At 72.0% G+C, this 24,310-nt stretch carries 22 protein-coding genes; 17 read left to right on the plus strand and 5 right to left on the minus strand.

Going from position 1 to position 24,310, the window contains the following annotated elements; genetic code table 11:
- Positions 1–28 precede the first annotated feature (28 nt).
- The 3 genes from OG959_RS29520 (at position 29) to OG959_RS29530 (ending at position 3,115) form a co-directional block, all read left to right on the plus strand.
- Positions 29–640, plus strand: a complete 612-nt coding sequence (locus OG959_RS29520; protein WP_326663351.1) for a TetR/AcrR family transcriptional regulator — start codon at positions 29–31, stop codon at positions 638–640.
- 329 nt (positions 641–969) lie between these two features.
- On the plus strand, positions 970–1,173 hold the full coding sequence (locus tag OG959_RS29525) for a cold-shock protein (protein ID WP_015607926.1): 204 nt from the start codon (positions 970–972) through the stop codon (positions 1,171–1,173).
- 259 nt (positions 1,174–1,432) lie between these two features.
- Complete coding sequence (locus tag OG959_RS29530) at positions 1,433–3,115, plus strand: DEAD/DEAH box helicase (RefSeq protein WP_326663352.1); 1,683 nt, start codon at positions 1,433–1,435, stop codon at positions 3,113–3,115.
- A gap of 103 nt (positions 3,116–3,218) precedes the next feature.
- Here OG959_RS29530 and OG959_RS29535 read toward each other — a convergent pair whose 3' ends face one another.
- From OG959_RS29535 to OG959_RS29545, 3 genes are all read right to left on the minus strand, one after another.
- Positions 3,219–4,253: an ankyrin repeat domain-containing protein gene (locus OG959_RS29535; RefSeq protein ID WP_326663353.1), complete on the minus strand. Its 1,035-nt coding sequence runs from the start codon at positions 4,251–4,253 to the stop codon at positions 3,219–3,221.
- 54 nt (positions 4,254–4,307) lie between these two features.
- On the minus strand, positions 4,308–5,216 hold the full coding sequence (locus OG959_RS29540; RefSeq protein ID WP_326663355.1) for a hypothetical protein: 909 nt from the start codon (positions 5,214–5,216) through the stop codon (positions 4,308–4,310).
- Between the two features lie 64 nt (positions 5,217–5,280).
- Positions 5,281–7,083 carry a glycoside hydrolase family 35 protein gene (locus tag OG959_RS29545; protein ID WP_326663358.1) on the minus strand — a complete coding sequence of 601 codons (1,803 nt, stop codon included), beginning with the start codon at positions 7,081–7,083 and terminating at the stop codon, positions 5,281–5,283.
- 225 nt (positions 7,084–7,308) lie between these two features.
- Between OG959_RS29545 and OG959_RS29550 the strand changes: the two genes are divergently transcribed.
- Positions 7,309–8,187, plus strand: coding sequence for a helix-turn-helix domain-containing protein (locus OG959_RS29550; protein ID WP_326663360.1), 879 nt, complete (start codon positions 7,309–7,311; stop codon positions 8,185–8,187).
- A 25-nt stretch (positions 8,188–8,212) separates the two neighbouring features.
- On the plus strand, positions 8,213–8,542 hold the full coding sequence (locus OG959_RS29555) for a chorismate mutase (protein WP_326663362.1): 330 nt from the start codon (positions 8,213–8,215) through the stop codon (positions 8,540–8,542).
- A 25-nt stretch (positions 8,543–8,567) separates the two neighbouring features.
- Here OG959_RS29555 and OG959_RS29560 read toward each other — a convergent pair whose 3' ends face one another.
- Positions 8,568–10,007, minus strand: a complete 1,440-nt coding sequence (locus OG959_RS29560; RefSeq protein WP_326663364.1) for an MFS transporter — start codon at positions 10,005–10,007, stop codon at positions 8,568–8,570.
- A gap of 311 nt (positions 10,008–10,318) precedes the next feature.
- Between OG959_RS29560 and OG959_RS29565 the strand changes: the two genes are divergently transcribed.
- From OG959_RS29565 to OG959_RS29615, 11 genes are all read left to right on the plus strand, one after another.
- A complete protein-coding gene (locus OG959_RS29565; protein ID WP_326663365.1) occupies positions 10,319–11,800 on the plus strand; it encodes an aldehyde dehydrogenase in 1,482 nt (493 codons plus the stop codon).
- A gap of 29 nt (positions 11,801–11,829) precedes the next feature.
- Complete coding sequence (locus OG959_RS29570) at positions 11,830–12,795, plus strand: VOC family protein (RefSeq protein ID WP_326663367.1); 966 nt, start codon at positions 11,830–11,832, stop codon at positions 12,793–12,795.
- Positions 12,792–13,631: an aspartate dehydrogenase domain-containing protein gene (locus tag OG959_RS29575; protein ID WP_326663369.1), complete on the plus strand. Its 840-nt coding sequence runs from the start codon at positions 12,792–12,794 to the stop codon at positions 13,629–13,631. The genes OG959_RS29570 and OG959_RS29575 overlap by 4 nt, the downstream gene beginning before the upstream one ends.
- Entirely contained in the window at positions 13,628–14,437 is an 810-nt protein-coding gene (locus tag OG959_RS29580) for an alpha/beta fold hydrolase (protein ID WP_326663371.1), read from the plus strand. The genes OG959_RS29575 and OG959_RS29580 overlap by 4 nt, the downstream gene beginning before the upstream one ends.
- Before the next feature lie 39 nt (positions 14,438–14,476).
- Positions 14,477–14,998, plus strand: a complete 522-nt coding sequence (locus OG959_RS29585; RefSeq protein WP_148015699.1) for a cupin domain-containing protein — start codon at positions 14,477–14,479, stop codon at positions 14,996–14,998.
- Positions 14,998–15,756, plus strand: a complete 759-nt coding sequence (locus tag OG959_RS29590; RefSeq protein WP_326663373.1) for an SDR family oxidoreductase — start codon at positions 14,998–15,000, stop codon at positions 15,754–15,756. Before OG959_RS29585 ends, OG959_RS29590 begins: the two co-directional genes overlap by 1 nt.
- 118 nt (positions 15,757–15,874) lie before the next feature.
- Positions 15,875–16,660 carry an SDR family oxidoreductase gene (locus OG959_RS29595; RefSeq protein ID WP_326663375.1) on the plus strand — a complete coding sequence of 262 codons (786 nt, stop codon included), beginning with the start codon at positions 15,875–15,877 and terminating at the stop codon, positions 16,658–16,660.
- A 33-nt stretch (positions 16,661–16,693) separates the two neighbouring features.
- Positions 16,694–18,364: a thiamine pyrophosphate-binding protein gene (locus tag OG959_RS29600; RefSeq protein ID WP_326663377.1), complete on the plus strand. Its 1,671-nt coding sequence runs from the start codon at positions 16,694–16,696 to the stop codon at positions 18,362–18,364.
- Positions 18,361–19,323, plus strand: coding sequence for a PDR/VanB family oxidoreductase (locus tag OG959_RS29605; protein WP_326663379.1), 963 nt, complete (start codon positions 18,361–18,363; stop codon positions 19,321–19,323). Before OG959_RS29600 ends, OG959_RS29605 begins: the two co-directional genes overlap by 4 nt.
- A 22-nt stretch (positions 19,324–19,345) precedes the next feature.
- Positions 19,346–19,576: a recombinase-like helix-turn-helix domain-containing protein gene (locus OG959_RS29610; protein WP_326663381.1), complete on the plus strand. Its 231-nt coding sequence runs from the start codon at positions 19,346–19,348 to the stop codon at positions 19,574–19,576.
- A 7-nt stretch (positions 19,577–19,583) separates the two neighbouring features.
- Positions 19,584–20,651, plus strand: a complete 1,068-nt coding sequence (locus tag OG959_RS29615; protein ID WP_326663383.1) for an aromatic ring-hydroxylating dioxygenase subunit alpha — start codon at positions 19,584–19,586, stop codon at positions 20,649–20,651.
- A gap of 207 nt (positions 20,652–20,858) precedes the next feature.
- Here the strand turns inward: OG959_RS29615 and OG959_RS29620 are convergent, their stop codons facing one another.
- Entirely contained in the window at positions 20,859–21,371 is a 513-nt protein-coding gene (locus OG959_RS29620; protein WP_326663384.1) for a MarR family winged helix-turn-helix transcriptional regulator, read from the minus strand.
- A gap of 125 nt (positions 21,372–21,496) precedes the next feature.
- Between OG959_RS29620 and pepN the strand changes: the two genes are divergently transcribed.
- On the plus strand, positions 21,497–24,025 hold the full coding sequence (pepN, locus tag OG959_RS29625) for an aminopeptidase N (RefSeq protein ID WP_326663385.1): 2,529 nt from the start codon (positions 21,497–21,499) through the stop codon (positions 24,023–24,025).
- Positions 24,026–24,310: the final 285 nt, after the last annotated feature.

Consider the following 24,310-nt stretch of genomic DNA (forward strand, 5'->3'; position numbering starts at 1 on the left):
CCGCGGCCGCCGGGCGGAGAATGGGCGGGTGCCTACCAAGAAGAAGCCCCAGGTGACCCCCTCGCCCGAGCGCCGCGACGAACTGCTCGCCACCGCCGCCGAGGTGTTCGCCGCCCAGGGATACAACGCCACGACCGTCCGCAGGATCGCGGACGCGGCCGGCATGCTCGCGGGCAGCCTCTACTACCACTTCGATTCCAAGGAATCGATGCTCGACGAGATCCTCTCCACCTTCCTGAACGAGCTCTGGGAGGGGTACGACGCCGTCCTCGACGCGGGGCTCGGCCCCCGGGAGACCATCGAGGCACTCGTCACCGAATCCTTCCGCGAGATCGACCGGCACCGTGCCGCCGTCGCCATCTACCAGAAGGAGGCCCGGCACCTGGCGGCCCAGCCCCGGTTCCAGTACCTCGTCGAGTCCCAGGAGAAGTTCGAGAAGGCCTGGCTCGGCACCTTGGAGCGAGGCGTCGCCGACCGGACCTTCCGGGACGACCTCGACATCCGCCTCACCTACCGGTTCGTCCGCGACACCGTCTGGGTCGCCGCGTCCTGGTACCGGCCGGGCGGCCGGCACAGCCCGGAGGAGATCGCCCGCCAGTACCTCTCGATGGTCCTGGACGGCATCGCGTCGCCTCATTGAACCGGCCGGGGGACGGTCCGCGGGACGGGCCCGAATGAGCTCCGCGGGATGGGTTCGAACAGTTCTGAAAGGCCCCTCGGCCTGACGCCCCAAGGGATCTCCCGGAAGTCCACCGGCCGGCGGCGCGGCGTGTCCCACCGCTGGTCGGCAGATCGTGCTACGGTGGTCCGGTTGCAGTTTTGGTACCCATGAACTTTATGTGCGCCTGACGGGAATGCTTCCTCAGGCGCTTTATTGTTTTCCGGCTTTCTCCGGGTGGGGCTCAATGCGGCGACTTGGAATTCGTAAAGTGCGGATTTCCGGCACTGCACCTGTTTTAGGAGAATGACATGGCTACTGGAACCGTGAAGTGGTTCAACTCGGAAAAGGGCTTCGGCTTCATCGAGCAGGACGGCGGCGGCGCCGACGTCTTCGCCCACTACTCCAACATCGCCACCCAGGGCTTCCGTGAGCTCCAGGAGGGCCAGAAGGTCTCCTTCGACGTCACGCAGGGCCAGAAGGGCCCGCAGGCGGAGAACATCGTCCCGGCCTAATTGCCGGACGCGTACCTCGCAGCCGGGGCCCGCACCGTGAAGGTGCGGGTCCCGGCTTGTGCTGTCCCTGGGAAGTAACGCAAAGACGGGCGCCGACCGGCGCCCCGCACCGGGTGCGACGAAGCACCCCGGGAGTCCCGAGCGTTCCGCGCGCCGCGTACGGCGGTAGGACCACACGTCCACGCAGCCCCCGGAACTCTCCAGTAGTCCCCAGCAGTCCCACGTAGTTCCCAGGAATCCCCCAGGAGGGCAATTCCGTATGACCCGCTCCGAACGTCAGGACCGTCCCGCCCGCAATCGCCCGTCGAGGGGGCGTGGCACGGCCCAGGCAAAGGCAACCGCACAGGGTTCCGGCAAGGGATCCGGCAAGGCGTCTCCCCGTCGCAGGGCCACGCCGCCGCAGGGTGAGTTCGCCCTGCCCGAAACCATGACCCCCGCACTGCCCGCCGTCGAGGCGTTCGCCGAGCTGGACATGCCCGCCGCCCTGCTGAAAACCCTTGCCGCGCAGGGCGTCACCGACCCGTTCCCGATCCAGGGCGCCACCCTGCCGAACTCGCTCGCCGGCCGGGACATCCTCGGCCGAGGCCGCACCGGCTCCGGTAAGACCCTCGCCTTCGGCCTCGCACTGCTCGCCCGCACCGCCGGGCGCCGCTCCGAGCCGAAGGCGCCGCTGGCGCTCGTCCTCGTCCCGACCCGCGAGCTCGCCCAGCAGGTCACCGACGCGCTGACGCCCTACGCCACCGCGGTCAACCTGCGGATGGCCACCGTCGTCGGCGGCATGTCGATCAGCAAGCAGTCCGGCACGCTGCGCCGCGGCGCAGAGGTGCTCGTCGCCACGCCGGGCCGGCTCAAGGACCTCATCGAGCGCGGCGACTGCCGCCTGGACGATGTCGCCATCACCGTCCTCGACGAGGCCGACCAGATGGCCGACATGGGCTTCATGCCGCAGGTCGTCGCGCTGCTCAAGCAGGTCGAGGAAGGCGGGCAGCGGATGCTGTTCTCCGCGACCCTGGACAAGAACATCGACCGGCTGGTCAAGATGTTCCTGACCGACCCCGTCGTGCACTCGGTCGACCCGTCCGCCGGCGCGGTCACCACCATGGAGCACCACGTGCTCCATGTACTCGACGAGACCGACAAGAAGGCCGTCGCCACGAAGATCGCCGCCCGTGAGGGCCGCGTGATCATGTTCGTCGACACCAAGCGCGCCGCGGACCGCTTCGCCAAGCGGCTGCTCGCCAGCGGTGTACGGGCCTCCGCGCTGCACGGCGGGCGTTCCCAGCCGCAGCGCAACCGGACCCTGGACCAGTTCAAGACCGGTGAGGTCACCGTGCTCGTCGCGACGAACGTGGCGGCCCGCGGCATCCATGTCGACGACCTCGACCTGGTCGTCAACGTGGATCCGCCCACCGACCACAAGGACTACCTCCACCGCGGTGGACGCACGGCGCGCGCCGGCGAGTCCGGCAGCGTCGTCACGCTGGTGCTGCCCGAGGAGAAGCGGGAGATGACCCGCCTGATGCAGGACGCGGGCATCGCCCCCCGCACCACGCGCATCAGGTCCAGCGACGAGGAGCTCACCCGGATCACCGGGGCGCGCGAACCGTCCGGTATCGCGATCGTGGTCGAGGTTCCGCAGCCGACCCCGCCGAAGCCGCGCACGCGGTCCGGCGGCGGTACGGGTACGGGCACCGGCACCGGCGGCGGGTTCCGCTCGGGCAGCCGCGGCCGGGGCCGTCGCGGTGGCGCCGGCGGCGCGGGTGCTGCCGGGGGCAGCGGCGCGCAGGGTGCGGGCGGCGCGGGTCGCGCCGGTGGCACGGGTGGTGCGGCTCGCTCCGGCGGTGCGGGCGGTACCGGTCGCTCCGGAGGTTCCGGTGGCGCGGGTCGCGCCGGGGGCGCCGGCCGGGGTGGCGCGCCTGCACGGGGCCGTCGCGCGGCGTAGCAGTCACCTTTCAGCCCGTCCGGCGTTCGAGGACGGAGCGGCAGCCGGGTTCGCCCGCAGCACCGCTTCCGTCCTCAAGCGCCGGACGGGCTCTTTCGCGCCCTCACGAATCAAGCTCCTTCGGCGATCGAGGAGCGGAGTGCGGAGGCAGCCCCCCGTGAGGGGACGGCACGGGCGACCCCAGCCGCCCCAGCACCTCCGTGCCGAACGCCCGCAGCAACGGGTCGTCCGCCGCGCACCACGCGGCCGCCGCCTGGCGGGTCTCCTCGTCGCCGCGCTCGCCCAGCGCCTCGGCCGATGCCTGCCAGTTGTCCAGCCCCGGGCCCCCGGACCGCAGAGCCCGCCGCGCCAGTTCCTCGAAGGAGGCGCGCACACCCAGTTCCGCCTCCAGGACCGTGGCGATCGCACCGTGCCCCGTCTGCTGGTCCCGGCCCGCGGCCGGCCGGCCGTCGCGGACGAGTTCGACGCTCAGCGTCTCCCCGCCGTCGGCCACCGTCCGGCGCACCACCACCTCGTACGCGTCAGTGTCCCCGTACAACTCCCGCAGGCCCGCGCGCATCTCCTGCTCCAGGTCGGTGTCCAGCAGGCGCCGCGCCTCGCCCAGCGCCTCCTCGACGGCACCCTCCACCGCTCCCGCGCCATGGCTCAGCAGCGCGCGGACCGTCGGCAGGGAGCCCCGCCGGGCCGCGAGCAGCAGCGGCGACTCGCCCTCGGGGCCCGGCAGACAGGGGTCGGCGCCGTACGCCAGCAGCACCCCGGCGGTCCGTGCGTGACCGAGCCCCACCGCCCACCGCAACGCCGTGAAACCGAACTGCTCCCGCAGATCCGGCCGCGCCCCGGCCGCCAGCAGTGCCTCTGCCACCTCCGTGTGCCCGCCGCACGCCGCCCCGCACAGCGGCAGGTCGCCCGCCTCCGGACCACAGGCCCGGTCGGGGTCGGCGCCCGCCGCGAGGAGCAGCCGCACCACCCCCGGACGGTCCGACACCGCCGCGAGATAGAGCGCACTCGCCCCGTCCTCGTCCACCGACTCGGCGGACACACCGCTGCGGAGCAGCCGTACGACGGCGTTCTCGCCCTCGTACAGCGCATCGAACAGGCGGTGTCCGCCCGCTGCTGCCGCCATCGGATCTTCTGTCACATTTCGACTGTAATACGCCGCGCGGCAAGGCCACTTGTCCGGAGCGGGCCGTTCTCAGGTGGTGCAGTCCAGCACGGTCCGGCACAGCGCGCACCGCGCCCGCACCCGGCCACGGACCGGCACCCTGTTGCGCTGATGGCACGTCGGGCACGCGAACGCGACCCGCAGCCCGTCCCCGCCCGCCTCGAAGGCGTACGGAACCCCGGGCCCCGGGACCGGAGCCGCACCGGGATGGTCCTGGGCGTACCGCCGGTCCTTGGCGTACCGGCGGCGGCCCGCCCAGCCCGCGGCCGTCAGCGGTGGCTGCGCGCTCTCGCGCAGGGCCTGGGCCCGGCCCTTGGTGTACGCGGTGTACGCCTGCGGGCTGGTGAACCACGGCGAGGGATCCTCGTCGAAGGCGAGCGCCCGCTTGGCCAGCACGTACCCGAACTCCTCCGGAGTGAGGTAGCCGAGCTTCTGGCTGGACGTGGCGTCCTCCCGGAACGCGTCCAGCAGCAGCCAGCCCGCCCCCAGATACGCCGCCGCGGTGTCGGTGAGGATCTCGTTGTCCCGGGTCCCCGGGAACTCCAGGCCGAGCCGGTGCAGCAGCACATGCATGACCTCGTGCGACAGCGCGGCACCGATGTCCCGGCGATGGGTACGGAAGCGGTCGTTCAGCTCGATGAAGTACTCCGGCCCCGCCGCGAGTTCGACACTTCCCGCATGCTCCATCGCACGGAAGGCCACGACCATCCGCGCGTCCGGCAGCCGCAGGTGCTGCACCATCGCACGCGCCACCCGCTGCGCACCGAGATGCAGATCGTCCGCGTCGGCGAACGCCGCGTCGGCGGGGGCGAGGCTCGGGGCGAAGCGGTGCACGCCGTCGTACGACAGGCGGCGGTACAGCGCGGTGATCGCGGAGCGGACGGTGTCCAGATGCGGGAAACCGTGCACCACCGGGTTGCCTCGGGGGCTGTCCGCCACGTCCTCACCCCCACTTCGCGACGCTCGGCTCCGCACCACTGTAGACCGGGGCGGGCGGGGCCCGTCAGACGTCCGCACCCTCCGGGCCGGGCGCCCGCGCGGGCGCACCCGGGCCCAGTTCCGCGTACGGAGCCGCCGCACCCTCCACCTCCAGCACCCACACCTCGTTGGTCCCGTCCCGCAGCACCGGACCCGGCACGTACAGCGTCCGCTGCGGGCCCGCCGCCCAGTAGCGCCCGAGGCAGAACCCGTTGACCCAGACGAACCCACGGGTCCAGCCCGGCAGTTCGAACCCCGCATGTCCGGTTCCGGACACGTCGGCGACCTCGAACGTGCCCCGGTACAGGCCGGTCCCCCCGGACCCGTCGACCGGCACGAACGGGACACCCTCCAACGCGTCCGCCCCGTCGAACGCGTCGAGCCGCAGCGCCCGCGCCCGTACGCCGTGCAGGAACTGGCGCTCGTGCAGCACACCCCCGCTGATCCCCTTCGGCTCACCCAGCCGGGGCCCGTAGTTGACCCGGCCCAGCGACTCCACCCACAGCTCCACCTCGGCGGGCCCGCCCACCGGTTCCGCCAGCGTGCTGTCCGCCTCGCTCAGCACGCCCCGGCGGACCCCGTCCACGTACACGACCGCCCGGTCCCGCAGCCCCGAAACCCCCAGGGTGTACGGGGCGCGCGGACCCGGTACGGCGACCCGGTAGCGCACCAGGCCGCGGTCCACCCCCAGCTCCTCGAACGTGGGCGGGACACCGGACTCAGCCGTCTCCTCGTCGCCCAGCGCCTCCATGACATCGGGCAGCGGCGCCCACTCGGACAGTTCGGCCCGTACCGGAGCCAGGCCGGCGGGCTCGGCGGGCAGCGGGGGCAGCGGCCCGTCCGCGTACGGGGCGAGGATCTCCCGGAACAGGTGGAACTTCTCCGTGGCCCGCCCGTACTCGTCGACCGGAGCGTCGTAGTCGTACGACGTCACCGTCGGCAGCAGGTCCCCGTCCTGGAGCGGCCCGGAACGGTTGGCGCCCGCCCAGCCCGCGAAGTTCGTCCCCCCGTGCGCCATGTAGATGTTCACCGAGGCCCCGCACTCCAGGATCTCCCGCAGCGCGTCGGCGGCCTGCGCCGGATCGCGCAGGACCGGCGGCGCCCCCCAGTGCTCGAACCAGCCGCACCAGAACTCCATGCACATCAGCGGACCACCGGGCTGATGACGGCGCAGCACCCGGAACGCCTCGCGCGCGCCCGAACCGAAGTTCGCGGTGGCGAGCAGGCCGGGCACCGAACCGCCGGTGAGCATGTGGTCCTCGGGACCGTCGGAGGTGAACAGCGGAACGCTCACACCGGACTCACCGAGCATCGCCGCGATCCGGCGCAGATGGACGGCGTCGGTGCCGTAGCTGCCGTACTCGTTCTCCGCCTGGACCATGATCACCGGGCCGCCGCGGTCGGTCTGCCGCTCCACCACCTGCGGCAGCAGCTCGGCGAACCACCGCTCCACCGCGTCCAGGTACCCGGCGTCCCGGGTCCGCACCCGCCGCCCGAACCGACCGGTCACCCAGACGGGCAGCCCGCCGTTCTCCCACTCCGCGCAGATGTACGGCCCCGGGCGGACGATCGCCCACAGACCCGCTCGCCGCACCGCGTCCAGGAAACGGCCGAGCGCCCCGACGTCCCGGAACTCGCCGGGCCGCGGCTCGTGGAGGTTCCACGGCACATACGTCTCGACGCAGTTCAGACCCATCGCCCGCAGCATCGACAGCCGGTGCTCCCACTGCGCCTCGTGCACCCGGAAGTAGTGCAGGGCCCCCGACAGCAGCCGTACGGGCTTCCCGTCGATCCGGAAGTGGTCGTCCGCCACGGTGAAGTCAGCCATCGTGCTCGTTCTCTCCTGATGCGCGCGGTCCCGTGAACGCCGCGCAGCGCGGCCCGGTACGAGCGCAACGCGGTACGTGGGACGGAGCGGGCGAACCCGGGAGCAATGTCACGGCCCAGCCTCACCCCCTGGCGTGCGGCCGGTCCATGGACAAAGATCACTGCTGATTGGACGCAGCACACGACGCCGCACGTCACATGGTCGCGGACGGAGGAGCGAAGGCCGATGTACCACACCTGGATGCGCTTCTTCACCCCGAGCCCGCTCCACCACCGCCTCGGCCTGGTCTGCCTGGGGGTGGGCCTGCAGCACGGCACGCTGCCGACCGTCGGCCCCCGCACCCTGGACCACCACGTGGCCGTCGTCATCAACGCGGGCAGCGGATGGTTCGCGGGTCAGGACGGGCGCCGGGTGCCCGTCACCGCGCCCAGCCTGATCTGGCTGACCCCCGGCACCCCGCACCACTACGGCGCCGACCCGGTCACCGGCTGGGACGAGAGCTTCGTCGACTTCACCGGCCCCGCCACCACCACGTACACCGAACTCGGCTACATCGAACCCGAACGCCCGCTCGTCCCGCTCGCCGACACCGCGGGGCCGCGTGCCGCCGTGGGCCGGATGGTGAGGGCGGCCCGGCGCGGCAACCCCCTGCTGGAGGTGGAGACGGGGGCGGCCGTCCACGAACTCCTGGTCGCGCTCCGCCGGGCGCGCGCCGACGTCAGCCCCGACGGCGACCCGGTGCTGCAGGCCCTGGCCCGTGACGCCTTCCAGCCGTTCTCCGTCGCCGAGCACGCCGCCCGGCACGGCATGACGCCCGCCGAACTGCGCACGGCGGTGCGGCGGGGGGCCGGGTGCAGCCCGAAGGACTACCTCCTCGGCATCCGCCTCGGACGCGCCAAGGAGCTCCTGGCCACCGGGGATCTGCCCGTCGCCGCTGTCGCCCGGCGGGTGGGGTACGACGACCCGGCGTACTTCTCCCGGCTGTTCGCCCGTCGCGTCGGCATGGCCCCGGTCCGCTTCCGCGAACAGCAGGGCCGTAGCGTGCCGGGCGGCTGGAGCGACCGTGTTCCGGACCCGGAGCACCCTCCGACGATCATCCCGTAGCCCGGTCCGTCTAAGCTCGATGACCATGACCACGAGCGACATCGACGATTCCGTAGGCGCCGAACTGAACCGGCTGCGCGAGAGCATCGACAACATCGACGCGGCTGTTGTCCACATGCTGGCCGAGCGTTTCAAGTGCACCCAGCAGGTCGGCCACCTCAAGGCCGCCCACCAGCTCCCCCCGGCCGATCCGGCCCGCGAGTCCCGCCAGATCGCCCGGCTCCGTCAACTGGCCGAGAGCGCCCATCTGGACCCGGCGTTCGCCGAGAAGCTGCTGAACTTCATCGTGGCGGAGGTCATCCGCCACCATGAACGGATCGCGGAGGAGTCGGCGGCGGGCGGCCCGGGGGAGTAGCGACGGGCGGCCCCGGGACAGGGGTTCAGGGCGAGATCTCCTCCAGCGGCCGGTTCGCCGTCTCCTCCGCCAGGGTTCCCGCCACCACCGCGCCCACCAGGGCCACCGCTCCGAGCATCACGAACACCGCGGTGACGCTGTCGCCGGCCGCGTAGACGACGCCCACCAGGATCGGGCCGAGGATCACGCCCAGCCGGTTGACCGCGCCGCCGACGCTGCAGCCCAGGGCGCGCATCCGGGTCGGGTAGAGCTCGGGTGTGTACAGGTACAGGCAGATGTTGGAGCCGAAGAAGCCGACCGCCGAGAGCGAGGTCCAGATCAGGACCTGTGCGGGGGTGCCGGCGCCGAGCGCGGCCAGGGTGAGCAGGAGCGCGGCCGAGGCGCCGAGGCAGATCGCGAAGATCCGGCGGCGGCCGAGGACGTCCACGGTGAGGGCGACGACCAGACAGCCGAGCAGGCCGGCGACCGAGGTCACCGTGGAGTAGAGCAGGGCGTCGGAGAGGGGGAGGCCGTACGCGTCCTTGTAGATGCTGGGCAGCCAGGACGTCACGCCGTAGTTCACGAAGTAGCCGGTGAACCAGATCGCGCCGACCACCAGCGTGCGGCGCCGGTAGCGTCCGGTGAACAGGCCGCGCAGACCGGTCGCGGTGCGCTCCGCGGGGGTGGCGGTGGCCGCTGCCACGGGTTCGTGGGCGGCGGGGGCGGGGCCGGTCGGGCGCGGGAGCGGTTCGCCCGTCGCCGCCGACACCTTCGCCTCGATCCCGGTCATCACCGCGTCGGCCTCTTCCAGCCGGCCCCGTTCCGCCAGCCAGCGCGGCGACTCGGGGACCTTGCGCTGGACGAGGAAGGCCAGCAGGCCGGGCACGGCCGCGACCGCGAACATCACGCGCCAGCCCGCCGCCGGGACCACCCAGGCCGCGACCAGGGCGCCGATGGTGAGACCGGCCGGGAAGACGAGCTCGTACAGCAGGACGAAGCGGCCCCGTTTGAAGCTCCGGGTGATCTCGCTGATGAAGGCCGCCGCCACCGGCACCTCGCCGCCGATCGCGAGCCCCTGCACGAAGCGCAGGGCCAGGAACGGGGCGAGCGAGGTGCACGCGGTCAGCGCCAGGCTCACTAGACCGGATGCGGCCACGCAGTACGCGATCACCTTCACCCGGCCGTAGCGGTCGGCCAGCCGGCCCGACAGCAGCGCGCCGACGAGCATGCCCGCCGAGCCCACCGTGAGGACCGCCGTGGCGTCGCCCGTGGACAGCTGCCACTCGTCGCGGAGCTCCGGCAGCGCGTAGGCGATCAGCAACTGGTCGAAGGCTTCGAAGAAGGTGACGACACCCACGATCAGGCGGACGGTGACGTGCCAGCGGGAGAGCGGCAGGCGCTCGAAGCGGGCGGCGATGGTGGCGCGGGTGGTGCCGGCCGGCGAGGCGCCGGGGGCGACGGCGTCCTTCGAGGTGTCGGTGCTCATCCAGGGTTCCTCCTGCTCCGCGTGGGGCCGGAGCGGTTGGGGAGCCAGGTGTACGGGGTCACAGAGGGGAGGGGAACGAGGTGAGCGTACGGGTGGGAACGGCCGCACGGTGCTCGTGAGCTTGTGAAGTCACCCACGCGCCTCTGTAAGTGCCTAGCTTTTAAGTGCTTAAGTTTTACCGGTCCAGGGGTGCGGGCCGTCAAGCCCCCGGGAGGCAAAAGGAGATTTTGCCGAGGGGGCTTGCGGACAATTACTTAAGCACTTAGATTTTTAGCTCTGAGGTAATCGATTCGATCGCAGGAGGCCAACTGATGCTTGCCGACGAGGTGTTGGTCGCGGGGCAGTGGCGACAGGGCCGTGGCGCCCTCATCGAGACGGTCGACCCGGCCACGGGCCAGGTCATCGCCACCGTGCACGCCGCATCCCTCGACGACGTCGAGGAGGCCGCCACCGCGGCCGCCCGCGCCGCCCACGACCCCGCCTGGCGCGAGCTCCCCGCCCACCTCCGCGCCCGGCTGCTCCACCGCATCGCCGACCTCGTCGAGCAGAGCGCCGACACGCTCTCCGCCCTGCAGACCGCCGACACCGGCAAATGCCGCACCGAGACCCGCGCCCTCGTCCACAGCGCCGCCGGCACCTTCCGCTACACCGCCGCCGCCCTGGAGACCGCCGAGGACACCCTCACCCCCGCCCGCGGCCCGTACGTCACGATGAGCGTCCACGAACCCATCGGCGTCGTCGGCGCGATCACCCCCTGGAACTCGCCGATCGCCAGCGACGCCCAGAAGCTCGCCCCCGCCCTCGCCGCAGGCAACGCCGTCCTCCTCAAGCCCGCCGAGTGGACCCCCCTCGTCGCCCTCGCACTCGGCCGCCTCGTCCACCGGGCACTCACCGAGGCCGGGCTGCCCACCGCCCTGCTCTCCGTCCTGCCCGGCCGCGGCAGCGTCATCGGCGACGCGATCGTCCGCCACCGGGCCGTGGAGAAGATCACCTTCACCGGCGGCACCTCCACCGGCCGCACCCTCGCCCACGCAGCCGCCGACAAACTCATCCCCGTCTCCCTCGAACTCGGCGGCAAGTCCCCGACGATCGTGCTGGAGGACGCCGACCTGGAGCAGGCCCTCGCCGGCGTCATGTACGGCGTCTTCTCCTCCAGCGGACAGAGCTGCATCGCCGGCTCCCGGCTGTTCATCGCCCGCTCCCGCTACGAGGAGTTCCTCGGCGAACTCGTCTCCCGTACCGGGAAGCTCCGCGTCGGACCCGGCACCGACCCCGACACCCAGGTCGCCCCGCTCGTCCACCACCGCCACCGCGACAGCGTCGCCGCCTACGTGGACCTGGCCCGCGAGGAAGGTGCCACCGTCCGGTGCGGGGGAGCGGCACCGGAGTCAGAGCGCTACCGCGACGGCGCCTACTACCTCCCCACCGTCCTGGACGGCCTGCCCAACACCGCCCGCGTCTGCCAGGAGGAGATCTTCGGACCCGTCGTCGTCGCCCTGCCCTTCGACGACGAGGACGACCTCGTCACCCAGGCCAACGACAGCGTCTACGGACTGGCCTGCGGCATCTGGACCCGCGACCACGCCAGAGCCTGGCGCCTCGCCCGCCGTATCGACGCGGGCACGGTCTGGATCAACACGTACAAGCAGTTCAGCATCTCCACCCCGTTCGGCGGGCTGAAGGACAGCGGCATCGGCACCGAGAAGGGCCGCGACCTCATCCGCGGCTACCAGCGGCAGAAGTCCCTCTACTGGGCCACCGACACCACCCCCCTGCCCTGGGCCGCCCAGTGAAGCCGAGCGAGAAGAACCCGGAGCCCCCCATGCCGTACGAGAACACCCCACGCCCCCTGCCGGCCCCCGTCGCCCGGCTGCGCGCCCTGCGCTCCGTCGAGCTCCGCACCCCCGCCTTCACCGAGTCCGCCGACTTCTACCGCGAGGTCTGGGGCCTGGAACCCGTCGAGCAGGAAGCCGACGCCACCTGGCTGCGCGGCACCGGCGAGGAACACCACGTCCTCCACCTCGCCCGCGGCGAGCACAACGGCCTCGGCCGCATCACCTTCGCCGTCACCACCCCCGCCGAGATCGACGAGGCCGCCCGCCGCCTCCTCGCCAGGGGCATCGTCCCCGTCGCAGGACCCGGCCCCCTCGACCAGGTCGGCGGCGGCTACGGACTCCGCTTCACCGACCCCGAGGGCCGGCTGATCGAACTCAGCGCCCAGACCCACGCCGTGACCCCGCGCGGCCGGGACGCCGCCGTCCCCGTCGGCGTCACCCACACCGTCCTCAACACCACGGACATCGACGCCGCCGTCGCCTTCTACACCTCGGTCCTCGGCCTGCGCGTCTCCGACTGGTCCGAACACCAGATGGCGTTCCTGCGCTGCAACGCCGACCACCACTGCATCGCGTTCAACCAGGCCGAGTGGACCTCCCTCAACCACGTCGCCTACGAGATGACGTCCGTCGACCACTTCATGCGCGGCCTCGGCCGCCTGCGCCACCACGGCATCAACCCCCAGTGGGGGCCCGGCCGGCACGGCCCCGGCAACAACACCTTCTCCTACTTCACCGACCCCGCCGGACTCGTCTGCGAATACACCTCCGAGGTCGCCCAGATCGTCGAGGACGCCTGGATCGCCAAGGTCTGGCGCCGCACCCCCGACCTCTCCGACCTCTGGGGAACCGCCGGACCGCCCTCCCCCGGCATCCGCAGCCACATGGCCGGCACCCCCGACCCCGGCCCCCTCGCCACCACCGCCGACACCACCGAAGAGGTGACCGCATGACCGCCACCCTCACCCCCCGGCCGGACACCACCACCCGCCCCGCCCGCCCCGTGCGCCGCATCGGCCTCGTCGGCTGGGGCGCCATCGGACGCGTCGTCGGCACCGCCCTCGCCGAAGGCCACATCCCCGGCGCCGAACTCACCTGCATCATCGACAACCGTCCCCTCGTCGACGCCCCCGCACCCCAGCTCTCCTTCGAGGACGCCCTCACCGTCTGCGACCTCGTCGTCGAAGCAGCGGGCCAGGCCGTCGTACGCGAATGGGCCGAGCGCGTCCTCGACAGCGGCGCCGACCTGCTCATCGCCTCCACCGGCGCCCTCGTCGACCCCGCCCTCACCGACCGGCTGCGCGCCGCCGGACCCGGACGCGTCTACTTCACCGGCGGAGCCGTCGGCGGACTCGACCTCCTCCAGGCCGTCCGCGGACTCGGCCCCCTCACCTCCGTCACCCTCACCACCACCAAACTCCCCGGCACCCTCCACCAGCCCTGGATGGACGCGGAGCTGACCGAGAGGCTGCGGACCACCACCGAACCCGTCGAGGTGATGCGCGGCACCGCGATCGACGTCCCGGTGAAGTTCCCCAAGTCGACGAACGTCGCCGCATCCGTCGCCCTCGCCACCGGCGACCCCGCCCTCGTCGAGGTCGTCGTCGTCGCCGACCCGGCCGCCACCCTCACCCGGCACGTCATCGAAGCGGCCGGCCCGCACGGCACGTACCGCTTCGAGGTCGCCCACCGGCCCGACGAAGCCAACCCCGCCACCAGTCAGGTCGTCCCGCACGCCGTGCTCCGCAGCCTCGGCGCCGTCGTCGGCCGGGCGGGACAGATCCTGTGACCGCCGTCGCCGCCGCCGCCACCGTCGCCGGGGTCCATACACGGGAAGCCGGCGACCCGGACGCCCCGCTGCTCCTGTGCCTCCACGGCATCGGCTCCTCCTCCGCCGCCTTCGCCCCCCAACTCGACGGCCTCGCCGACCAGGTACGCATCGTGGCCTGGGACGCCCCCGGCTACGCGGACTCCGCCGACCCGGACAGCGCCCCCGGCCTCGACGGCTACGCCGACACCGCCGCCGCCCTCATCCGCGCACACGGCGGCCCCGCCCACGTCCTCGGCGTCTCCTGGGGCGGCGTCATCGCACTGCGCCTCGCCACCCGTCACCCCGACCTCGTCGCCTCCCTGATCGTCGCCGACTCCAGCCGCGGCTCCGGCACCCACCCGGAGAAGGCCGAAGCCATGCGCGGGCGTGCGCACCAACTCGCCGGCCAGGGGCCCGAAGCCTTCGCCGCCGCCCGCGGACCACGCCTCGTCTCCGCCGGCGCACCCCCCGAACTCGTCGCACGCGTCGTCGCCACCATGGCCGCCGCCATCCGCAGCCCCGGCTACGGATACGCCGCCGCCGCCATGGCCGAAGCCGACCTCACCGACGACCTCCCCGCCATCACCGCACCCGCCCTCGTGCTGTGCGGCGAACAGGACACCGTCACCGGAACCGACGAGTCACAGGCCATCGCCGGCGGACTCACCAAGTCCGTCTACGTCACCCTCTCCGGCGCCGGACACCTCTCCAACCAGGAACGCCCCGAGGCCTTCAACGCCTGGGTCCGCGCCCACCTCCACGTCGTCGCCCGCGTTCCCGCGTAACGACGAGTCCACCCCCCGCCACAGAACCAGGAGCATCCCGTGCCCATCGACAACACCCCGTACGAGACCGACGGCGACCTCGCGAAGTTCACCGACTCCCTCATCGCCACCAAGGACTCCCGCGAACCCGACTGGAACACCCTGTCCTTCCAGGAGAAGGCCGGCGCCCAGTACCGCCGCGCCCAGATCCGCTACGTCGGCTCCGGCGCCACCGGCAACCACGAGAACGACAACCGCATCCTGCCCTCCGGCGGCTTCACCCTCTCCAACATGCTGCTCCCGCCCGGCGCCGAAGGGCCCGAGCACACCCACCACGACGTCGAGGAGGCCTTCTTCGTCCTGGAGGGCCAGGTCAAGGTCGGCATCCACCGCGGCGCCGACGAGGCCGAGTACCGCACCCTCGGCTACCGCGACATGATCGTCGTCCCCGCCGGAGTGGCCCGCTCGCTGAAGAACGAGGGCGACACCGACGCCCTGTTCTGCGTCATCATCGGCACCCAGAAGCCGCAGGTCCCCACCTACCCCGCGCACTCCCCGATGCACGGCATCACCCGCGACTGATGGCCACCGACGACACCCCCCGTACGGTCGTCGTCACCGGCGCCGGCCGCGGCCTGGGACTGGCCGCGGCCCGCCGGATCGGCGGCGACGGCCACCGCGTCGTCATCGCCGAACTCGACGAGGCCACCGGCCGGCAGGCCGCCCGGGAACTGCGCGCCGAAGGCATCACCGCCGACTACCACCCGCTCGACGTCGCCGACCCCGACTCCACCGCCGCCCTGGCCGCCACCCTCGCCTGCGACGGCAGCCGGCTGTACGGACTGGTCAACAACGCCGGACTCGCCAACGCGGTGGGCGGCAAACCGTTCCACGAGATCGACATCGAGGCGTGGGACCGCATCATGACGGTCAACGCCCGCGGCCCCTGGCTCGTCGCCCGCGCCCTCCTCCCGCTCATGCGGGCCCACGGCAGCGGACGCATCGTCAACCTCGCCTCGGACGCCGCCCTGTACGGATCGCCCCGCCTCGCCCACTACATCGCCTCCAAGGGCGCCGTCATCTCCCTGACCCGGGCCATGGCACGCGAGACCGGAGACTTCGGCATCACCGTCAACGCCGTCGCCCCCGGCCTCACCGAGGGGGAGTCCGCCGTGGACATCCCCACTGAGCGCCACGAGCTGTACCGCCTCAACCGGGCCATCTCCCGCCCCCAGCAACCCGCCGACCTCGTCGGGCTGATCGCCTTCCTCATCGGCGACGAATCCGGCTACATCACCGGCCAGACCCTCGCGGTCAACGGCGGCTTCACGATGCAGTGACGAAACCAGCCCGTCCGGGCACACCACGCCCGTCCGGCGATTGAGGACACCACCCGCACCGGGGTCCCGGCGCCCCGCGGAGCACCCCGCACCCCACCCCCAACCCGCAAGGAACCCCATGGACCTCCGCCTGAAAGGCCACCGCATCCTCGTCACCGGCGGCAGCTCCGGCGTCGGCCTCGCCACGGTCCGCACGCTGCTCGAAGAAGGCGCCCGCGTCGCCACCTGCGGCCGCCGCGCCGACGCCCTCGCCAAGGCCCTCGACGGCCTCGCCGGCCCGGACGCGCTCTACCACGCACCCTGCGACGTCCGCGACGAAGCCGCCGTACAGGCCTTCACCGAGGCCGCGGCCGACCACCTCGGCGGCCTCGACGGACTCGTCAACAACGCCGGCGCCTCCCGGATGAAACCCTTCGCCGAGACCACCGCCGACGACTGGCGCGACGAACTCGAACTCAAGTTCTTCGGCGTCCTCAACCCCCTCAACGCCGCCCTGCCCCACCTGCGCGCCTCCGGCCACGCCTCCGTCGTCAACATCAACGCCGTCCTCGCCAAACAACCCGAGACCGCACTGATGACCACCAGCGCCGCCCGCGCCGGCATCCTCAACCTCTCCACCTCCCTGTCCAAGGAACTCGCCCCCGACGGCATCCGCGTCAACTCCGTCTGCCTCGGCCTCGTCGACACCGGACAGTGGGAACGCCGCTACGCCGCCTCCGGCAGCCCCCTCGACTACACCGCCTGGCAGACCGCACTCGCCGCCGACCGCGGCATCGCACTCGGCCGCCTCGGCAACGCCGACGAAGTCGCGTACGCCGTCACCGCGCTCCTGTCACCCAGGGCCTCGTACATCACCGGCACCACCGTCGACGTCTGCGGCGGCGTCAACCGCGCCGTCGCGTAACCCACATCCCCCACCTCTTCAGGAGCACCCGACATGACCCGACCCAACGGCGGCGACCTGCTCGTCGAGACGCTGCGCGCACTCGGCGTCGACACGGTGTTCGGCATCGTCAGCGTGCACAACCTGCCGCTCGTCGAAGCCGTCGACCGAGACCTCCGCTTCGTCCCCGTCCGCCACGAAGCCGCAGCCGTCAACGCCGCCGACGGCTACGCACGCGCCACCGGCAACCTCGGCTGCGCCCTCACCAGCACCGGTACCGGAGCGGGCAACGCCGCCGGATCCCTCATCGAATCCCTGAGCTCCGGCACCCCCGTCCTCCACATCACCGGACAGATCGACAGCGAGTACCTCGGCTCCGGACGCGGCTTCATCCACGAGACCAAGGACCAGCTCGGCATGCTCCGCGCGGTCTCCACCCACGCCGTCACCGTCACCGACGCCGCATCCGCCGGCGACATCCTCCGCGACGCCGCAGCCCGCGCACTCACCGCCCCCCACGGGCCCGTCAGCGTCGAATGGCCCATCGACCTGCAGTTCGCCCCCCAGCAACTCACCGGCACCCCCCTGCCGAAACCGGCCACCCCCGCCCTGCCCGACCCTGCACTCCTCGACCGGGCCGCCGCCCTGCTCTCCGCAGCCCGCCGCCCCCTCGTCTGGGCCGGCGGCGGCGCCAACACCGCCCGCCCCGAACTCGCCGCACTCCTCGACGCCCTGAACGCCGGACTCGTCACCTCCAACTCCGGCCGCGGCTCCGTCCCCGAGTCCGACGACCGCGTCCTCGGCAACTACGCCACCGCACCCGCCGGCCGCGCCCTCCTCGCCGAAGCCGACGTCCTGCTCTCCATCGGCACCCACTTCCGCTCCAACGAAACCGCCGACTACAGCCTCGGACTCCCGCCCGTCCACATCCAGCTGGACCTGGACCCGGCAGCCCCCGGCCGCGTGTACCCCGCCACCGTCGCCCTCCACGGCGACGCCACCGCCGTACTCGCCGCACTCCTGGGACGCGTCACCAGCGGCACCACGGAAACGGCCTGGCCGGAACGCGTACGCAAGGCCCGCACCGACGCCCGCACCGCGCAACGCCACGCCATCGGACCCCAGGCCGCGATCAACGACGCCATCCGCGACGCCTGCCCGCCCGGATCCGTCATCGCCCGCGACGTCACCATCCCCTCCTCCACCTGGGGAAACCGCCTCCTGGAGATCACCGACCCGGCCACCAACGTCTTCCCGCGCGGCGGCGGCATCGGCCAGGGCCTCGCCATGGGCATCGGCGCCGCACTCGGCCGCCCCGACACCCCCACCGTCGTCATCGCCGGCGACGGAGGCCTCGCCGTCCACCTCGGCGAACTCCTCACCCTCGCCCAGGAGAAGCCCGACCTCACCCTCCTCGTCTTCAACGACGGCGGCTACGGCGTCCTGCGCAACATGCAGGACAACCACTTCCCCCGCCGCTCCGGAGTCGACCTCACCACCCCCGACTTCGCCCTCCTCGCCGCCGCCGTCGGCCTCCCGTACGCACGCATCGCCGCCGAAGCCGACGCCGGACCCGTCATCAAGGAGGCCATCGCCTCCCCGGGCCCCACCCTCGTCGAGATCGACCTCACCGCACTCGGCCCGATGAACACCCCCTTCACCCCGCCCGTCAAGCTCCCCGCCACCGCAACCGATACCTCTGGACAGGGAGGCAACCCGTCATGACAACCGCCGAGGAACCCCGGCTCGACCTGCTCGTCCACCGCATGACCTGGGAGGCCGACGGCGTCCTGAGCATCGAACTCACCCACCCCGACGGGCAGCCCCTCCCCGCCTGGCGGCCCGGCGCCCATATCGACGTACACACCGGCGGACACACCCGCCAGTACTCCCTGTGCTCCGACCCCGCCGACACCACCCACTGGCGCATCGGAGTCCTGCGCGAACCCGCCTCCCGCGGCGGCTCCGCCCACCTCCACACCCAGCTCCGCCCCGGCCAGACCCTCCACGTCCAGGGCCCCCGCAACCACTTCGAGCTCGACACCACGGGCGACGCCACCGGCTACCTCTTCATCGCCGGCGGCATCGGCATCACCCCGATCCTCGCCATGGCCCGCGAAGCCACCCGCACCACCACCCCCTGGCGCCTCGTCCACGGCGGCCGTACCCGCACCTCCATGGCCTTCGGCACCGAACTCGCGGCACTCGCCGAACTCCCCGGCGGATCAGCAGAGTTCGTGCCCCAGGACGAACACGGCCACCTCGACCTCGACACCCTCCTCGGCGACCTCGCCCCCGGCACCCAGGTCTACTGCTGCGGCCCCGAACCCCTCCTCGCAGCCATCGAGGAACGCCACCCCGACGCCCGCACGGAACGCTTCGCCGCTCCCGCCGCCGCACCCCGCGACGGCAAGGACACCGGCTTCGACATCGTCTGCTCCCGCACCGGACGCACCGTTGAAGTCGGCCCCGACACCTCCGTGCTCGACGCACTGGAGAACGCCGGCATCCCCGTCACGTCCTCCTGCCGCGACGGCATCTGCGGCACCTGCGAGACCAAGGTCCTCGAAGGCACCCCCGACCACCGCGACTTCCTCCTCAGCGAAACCGAACGCGAAGCAGGCGCCTCGATGATGCTCTGCGTCTCCCGCGCCCGCACCCCCCGCCTCGTACTCGACCTCTGACCCGCCCCCGAAGGGAGCCGACATGGCCGGCCCGACCACCCCGCAGTACCTCAACCCGAACCAGGCACGCACCGCCGAGCCCACCCCGTACGAGAAGAAGCTCGCCGCAGTGATCGAGGAGGTCTTCGGCAGCGGAGCCCACGACCTGCCCGGCCTCGTCGCCGGACTCAACGCCCGCGACCTGCCCGCACCCGACGGCAGCCCGTGGACCGAGGAAACCTTCCGCAACGAGATGCGACGCCTGGGAGCGTGAGACGACCATGACCACCGACACCACCACCGTGCACCCCGGCACCCCCACCCGCCCCTCCGAAGTCGCCCGCCCCGGCCACCGCACCGCCGACCGGCTCTACGCCACCGGCATCCGCAACCAGTGGTACGCCGTCTGCCCCTCCGACTTCGTCCCCGCGGGCGGCATGAAGCGCCTCACCCTCCTCGGCGAGGAATGGCTCCTGTTCCGCCGCGCCGACGGCACCCTCCACATGCTGGAGGACCGCTGCCCCCACCGCGGCGCCCGCCTCTCCCTCGGCAAACACCTCGGCGACCGCATCGCCTGCTGGTACCACGGCGTCCAGGTCGACGGCACCGGCACCGTCGCCGCCGTACCCGGCCTGCCCGGCTGCAACCTCGAAGGCAAACAGCTCGTCGCCGCCCCCCACGTCATCGAGACCGCCGGCGGCATCCTCGCCTACTTCGGCGACAACGAGCACCCCGAACCCACACCACTCGTCCTCCCCGAACACCTCACCGACCCCGGCACCTCGGCGTTCCTCTGCTACGCCGAGTGGAACGTCAACTGGCGCTACGCCGTCGAGAACCTCCTCGACCCCATGCACGGCTCGTTCCTCCACCGCGACTCGCACAGCATGGCCGAGGGCCAGACCACCGCACGCTTCCGCATCCGCGAGACCGAACGCGGCTTCTTCTTCGAGAAGACCGACCAGAGCGGCGTCAACTTCGACTGGGTCGAACTCTGCCGCACCGGCGTCGACTGGGTCGACCTCACCATCCCCTACCCACCGACCGCCGGCCCCGGCGGACCCTTCGGCATCGTCGGCATGGCCACCCCCATCGACGAGAACCGCTGCGCCGTCTTCTTCTGGCGCTACCGCAAGGTCACCGACTGGCAGCGCGACACGTGGCGCTTCCTCTACAAGACGCTCCTGGAGGACCGCCACTGGGACGTCCTCGAACAGGACCGCATCATGCTGGAGGACCTGCGCACCGACGCCGACCAGGCGGAGAACCTCTACCAGCACGACCTCGGCGTGGTCCGCGTCCGCCGCATGTACCGCACAGAAGCGGAAGCCCAGGCAACAGCGGTCTGACCCCCGGTCCTCAATCGCCCGGACACCGCACCACGGAGCCGGACACCGGTGCATCTGCCGGACACCGGCAAAACCAAGCCCGTCCGGCGATTGAGGACACCTTCACGCCGGGGCGCCGACGCCCCAGAACAAGCCCGTCCGGCGATTGAGGACACCCCCGCACCGGGGTCCCGGTGCCCCGCGGAGCGCCCCGCACCCCCGCCCGCCCTACTCGCCCGACTCCGCCGCCAACACAGACCGCTCCAGCTTCTCCAGCAGCCCCGCCAACTGCGCGCACTCCGCCGGCGACAACCCCGCCAGCATCCGCCGCTCATTGTCCAGATGCTCCGAGAACAACGAGTCGATCACCGACAGACCCTCGTCCGTCAGCCGCGAGTGCACCACCCGGCGGTCCTGCGGATCCCGCTCCCGCCGGATCAGCCCGTCCTTCTCCAGACGGTCTATCCGCAACGTCACCCCCGCCGAACTGATCAGCCCCGAATCAGCCAGCTCACCCGCCGTACGCCGGAACGGCGCACCCGCCCGCCGCAGCGCCGTCAGCACATCGAAACCGGCCATCGACAGACCCTTGCGCTCCACCGGCCGCGAGATCGCCGCGCTGTAGCGCAGAAACGCCCGGTGCAGCCGGCCGAACACCTCCAGCGGAGCCGTATCCAGCTCGGGCCGCTCCCGCCGCCAGTCCGCGACGATCGACGCCACCGCGTCCTGGTCCTTCGCCATCCCGCACCCCTCCACACACGTACACGTCATCAAGAATCTTAGCCCTCAAAGGACCCCGGCGGGCCTCGTCAGCCCTGCGAGAACCCACCTGCACACCGCCCACCGCATACGGCAGCATGGCTCCCATGTCCGTACTGATGCGCGATGAAGCGCAGGCCCGAGCCCAGTTCCTCGACGTACAGCGGTACACGATCGACCTCGATCTGACCGCGGGGGAGGAGACCTTCGACTCCCGTACCGTCATCCAGTTCACCGCCCTCGCCGCCGGTGACACCTTCGTCGAACTCAAGCCCGCCACCTTGCGCTCCATCAGCCTCGACGGACACGCACTGGACCCCGCCGACCTCGACGAGAACCGCTTCCCCCTCACCGCCCTCACCGCCGGCCCCCACGAACTGCGCATCGACGCCGCCATGCGCTACTCCCGCACCGGCGAAGGCATGCACCGCTTCACCGACCCCACCGACAACGAGACGTACGTCTACACCCAGCTCTTCCTGGAAGACGTCCAGCGCGTCTTCGCCGCGTTCGACCAGCCCGACCTCAAATCCGTCTTCGCCCTCACCGTCACCGCCCCCGAAGGCTGGACCGTCCTCGGCAACGGCATCGCCCAGCACACCGGCGACGGCCGCTGGACCCTCGCCCCCACCCCTCCCGTCTCCACCTACCTCGTCGCCGTCGCCGCAGGCCCCTGGCACTCCGTGACCACCGAACACGCCGGACTGCCCTTCGGCATCCACTGCCGCCGCTCGCTGGCCCCCCACCTCGACGCCGACGCCGACGAGATCCTCGACATCACCCGCGCCTGCTTCGACCGGTTCCAGGAGAAGTTCGACGAGCCCTACCCGTTCGACTCCTACGACCAGGCATTCGTCCCCGAATTCAACGCGGGCGCCATGGAGAACCCCGGCCTCGTCACCTTCCGCGACGAATTCATCTACCGCTCCGCCGTCACCGACACCGAACGCCAGACCCGCGGCATGGTCATCGCCCACGAAATGGCCCACATGTGGTTCGGCGACCTCGTCACCCTCGCCTGGTGGGACGACATCTGGCTCAACGAGTCCTTCGCCGAGTACATGGGCTACCAGACCCTCGCCGAAGCCACCCGCTTCACCGACACCTGGGTCGACTTCGGCGTCGCCCGCAAGGGCTGGGGATACGACGCCGACCAGCGCCCCTCCACCCACCCCGTCGCCCCCGACCCCGCCGCCGTCCCCGACACCGCATCCGCGATGCTCAACTTCGACGGCATCTCCTACGCCAAGGGCGCATCCGCCCTGCGCCAACTCGTCGCCTGGCTCGGCGAAAAAGACTTCCTGGCCGGCATCAACACCCACTTCGCCCGCCACAAATTCGGCAACGCCACCCTCGCCGACTTCATCGACAACCTCGCCTCCGCCACCGACCGCGACGTCCACGCCTGGGCCGACCAGTGGCTGCGCACCACCGGAGTCGACACCCTCACCCCCCACATCGGCGAGAGCGACACCACCTGGTCCCTCACCGTCGGCCACCACGGCACCCGCCCCCACCGCATCACCGTCGGCACGTACGACCACGCCATCGACACCCAGTCCGGCCCCGACCGCCTCGTCCTGCGCGACCGCTTCGACATCGGCATCCCCCAGGACAGCGACGCCACCCCGCAGGCCGGCGACGGCACCACCACCCGCCCCGGCCGCCGCCCCGCCCTCGTCGTCCTCAACGACAACGACCTCACCTACGCCAAGATCCGCCTCGACCCCGACTCCTGGACCACCCTCCAGGCCGGCCTCTCCGGCATCCCCGACGCCCTCACCCGCGCCGTCGTCTGGAACGCCGCCCGCGACATGGTCCGCGACGGCGAACTCGCCCCCACCAGCTACCTCGAAGCCGCCCGCACCCACCTCCCGCACGAAACCGACCTCGCCCTCCTCCAAGGCGTCCTCGCCTTCGCCGACACCCAGGTCGCCGCCCGCTACACCACCCCCGAGGACCGCCCCGCCGCCCTCGCCACCCTCACCGCCCTCACCCGCGACCTCATCCGCCGCACCGAGGACGGCAGCCGGCCAGGCCTCCGCCTCACCGCCGTACGCCACTTCATCGACGCCGCCACCCAGCCCGACACCATCCACGGCTGGCTCACCGAAGGCACCGTCCCCGGCGGCCCCGAACTCGACCCCGAACTCCGCTGGCGCATCCTCACCCGCCTCGCCGTCCTCGGCGCCACCGACGAGCAGACCATCGCCGCCGCACTCGAAGCCGACCCCAGCGCCACCGGCCAGGAAGGCGCCGCCCGCTGCCGCGCCGCCCTGCCCACCCCCGAAGCCAAGGCCGCCGCCTGGCACGCCATGTTCACCGACGACACCCTCTCCAACTACCTGTTCACCGCCACCGCCCAAGGCTTCTGGCAGCCCGAACAGACCGACCTCGTCGCCGCGTACGTGCCCCGCTACTACCCCGACGCCACCGCACTCGCCGTCCGCCGCGGCCCCGCCATCGCCGACGCCGCCGGCCGCTACGCCTTCCCCGCCTACGCCATCGACGCCGACAGCCTCCACCTCGGCGACCAGGCCCTCACCGACCACGCACTCATCCCCGCCCTGCGCCGCAAACTCACCGACCAGATCGACGACCTGCGCCGCGCCCTCACCGTCCGCAACGCCCACTGACCCGGAGCCCGCACACCACCCGCACCACCTGAACCCGCACCACCTGAACCCGCACCACCCGTGCCCGGTCCGCCCTCACCCCGAGGACAGGCCGGGCACACCCATATCCACACCCGGACCGCACCCACAACCACACACGCCCTCTACCACCCGAACCCCTCACCAACGCCCCCAAGCGCCCACCCATCCCCCTTTCGAGTTCAGATCACCAAGCTCCCCGCCAACGCCCCCCGAAACCCGGACAAGCTGGCATGTCCCCCCATGCCCACCCACGTGCACCCGAAG

The organism is Streptomyces sp. NBC_00385 (assembly GCF_035917155.1).
GTDB classification, from domain to species: Bacteria; Actinomycetota; Actinomycetes; order Streptomycetales; family Streptomycetaceae; genus Streptomyces; species Streptomyces poriferorum.

Coding starts and splice junctions, on each gene's coding strand:
- OG959_RS29525 (WP_015607926.1), top strand. CDS start 970: ATGGCTACTGGAACCGTGAAGTGGTTCAACTCGGAAAAGGGCTTCGGC.
- OG959_RS29530 (WP_326663352.1), top strand. CDS start 1,433: ATGACCCGCTCCGAACGTCAGGACCGTCCCGCCCGCAATCGCCCGTCG.
- OG959_RS29545 (WP_326663358.1), bottom strand. CDS start 7,083: ATGGCTGACTTCACCGTGGCGGACGACCACTTCCGGATCGACGGGAAG.
- OG959_RS29550 (WP_326663360.1), top strand. CDS start 7,309: ATGTACCACACCTGGATGCGCTTCTTCACCCCGAGCCCGCTCCACCAC.
- OG959_RS29555 (WP_326663362.1), top strand. CDS start 8,213: ATGACCACGAGCGACATCGACGATTCCGTAGGCGCCGAACTGAACCGG.
- OG959_RS29560 (WP_326663364.1), bottom strand. CDS start 10,007: ATGAGCACCGACACCTCGAAGGACGCCGTCGCCCCCGGCGCCTCGCCG.
- OG959_RS29565 (WP_326663365.1), top strand. CDS start 10,319: ATGCTTGCCGACGAGGTGTTGGTCGCGGGGCAGTGGCGACAGGGCCGT.
- OG959_RS29570 (WP_326663367.1), top strand. CDS start 11,830: ATGCCGTACGAGAACACCCCACGCCCCCTGCCGGCCCCCGTCGCCCGG.
- OG959_RS29575 (WP_326663369.1), top strand. CDS start 12,792: ATGACCGCCACCCTCACCCCCCGGCCGGACACCACCACCCGCCCCGCC.
- OG959_RS29590 (WP_326663373.1), top strand. CDS start 14,998: ATGGCCACCGACGACACCCCCCGTACGGTCGTCGTCACCGGCGCCGGC.
- OG959_RS29595 (WP_326663375.1), top strand. CDS start 15,875: ATGGACCTCCGCCTGAAAGGCCACCGCATCCTCGTCACCGGCGGCAGC.
- OG959_RS29600 (WP_326663377.1), top strand. CDS start 16,694: ATGACCCGACCCAACGGCGGCGACCTGCTCGTCGAGACGCTGCGCGCA.
- OG959_RS29605 (WP_326663379.1), top strand. CDS start 18,361: ATGACAACCGCCGAGGAACCCCGGCTCGACCTGCTCGTCCACCGCATG.
- OG959_RS29610 (WP_326663381.1), top strand. CDS start 19,346: ATGGCCGGCCCGACCACCCCGCAGTACCTCAACCCGAACCAGGCACGC.
- OG959_RS29615 (WP_326663383.1), top strand. CDS start 19,584: ATGACCACCGACACCACCACCGTGCACCCCGGCACCCCCACCCGCCCC.
- OG959_RS29620 (WP_326663384.1), bottom strand. CDS start 21,371: ATGGCGAAGGACCAGGACGCGGTGGCGTCGATCGTCGCGGACTGGCGG.
- pepN (WP_326663385.1), top strand. CDS start 21,497: ATGTCCGTACTGATGCGCGATGAAGCGCAGGCCCGAGCCCAGTTCCTC.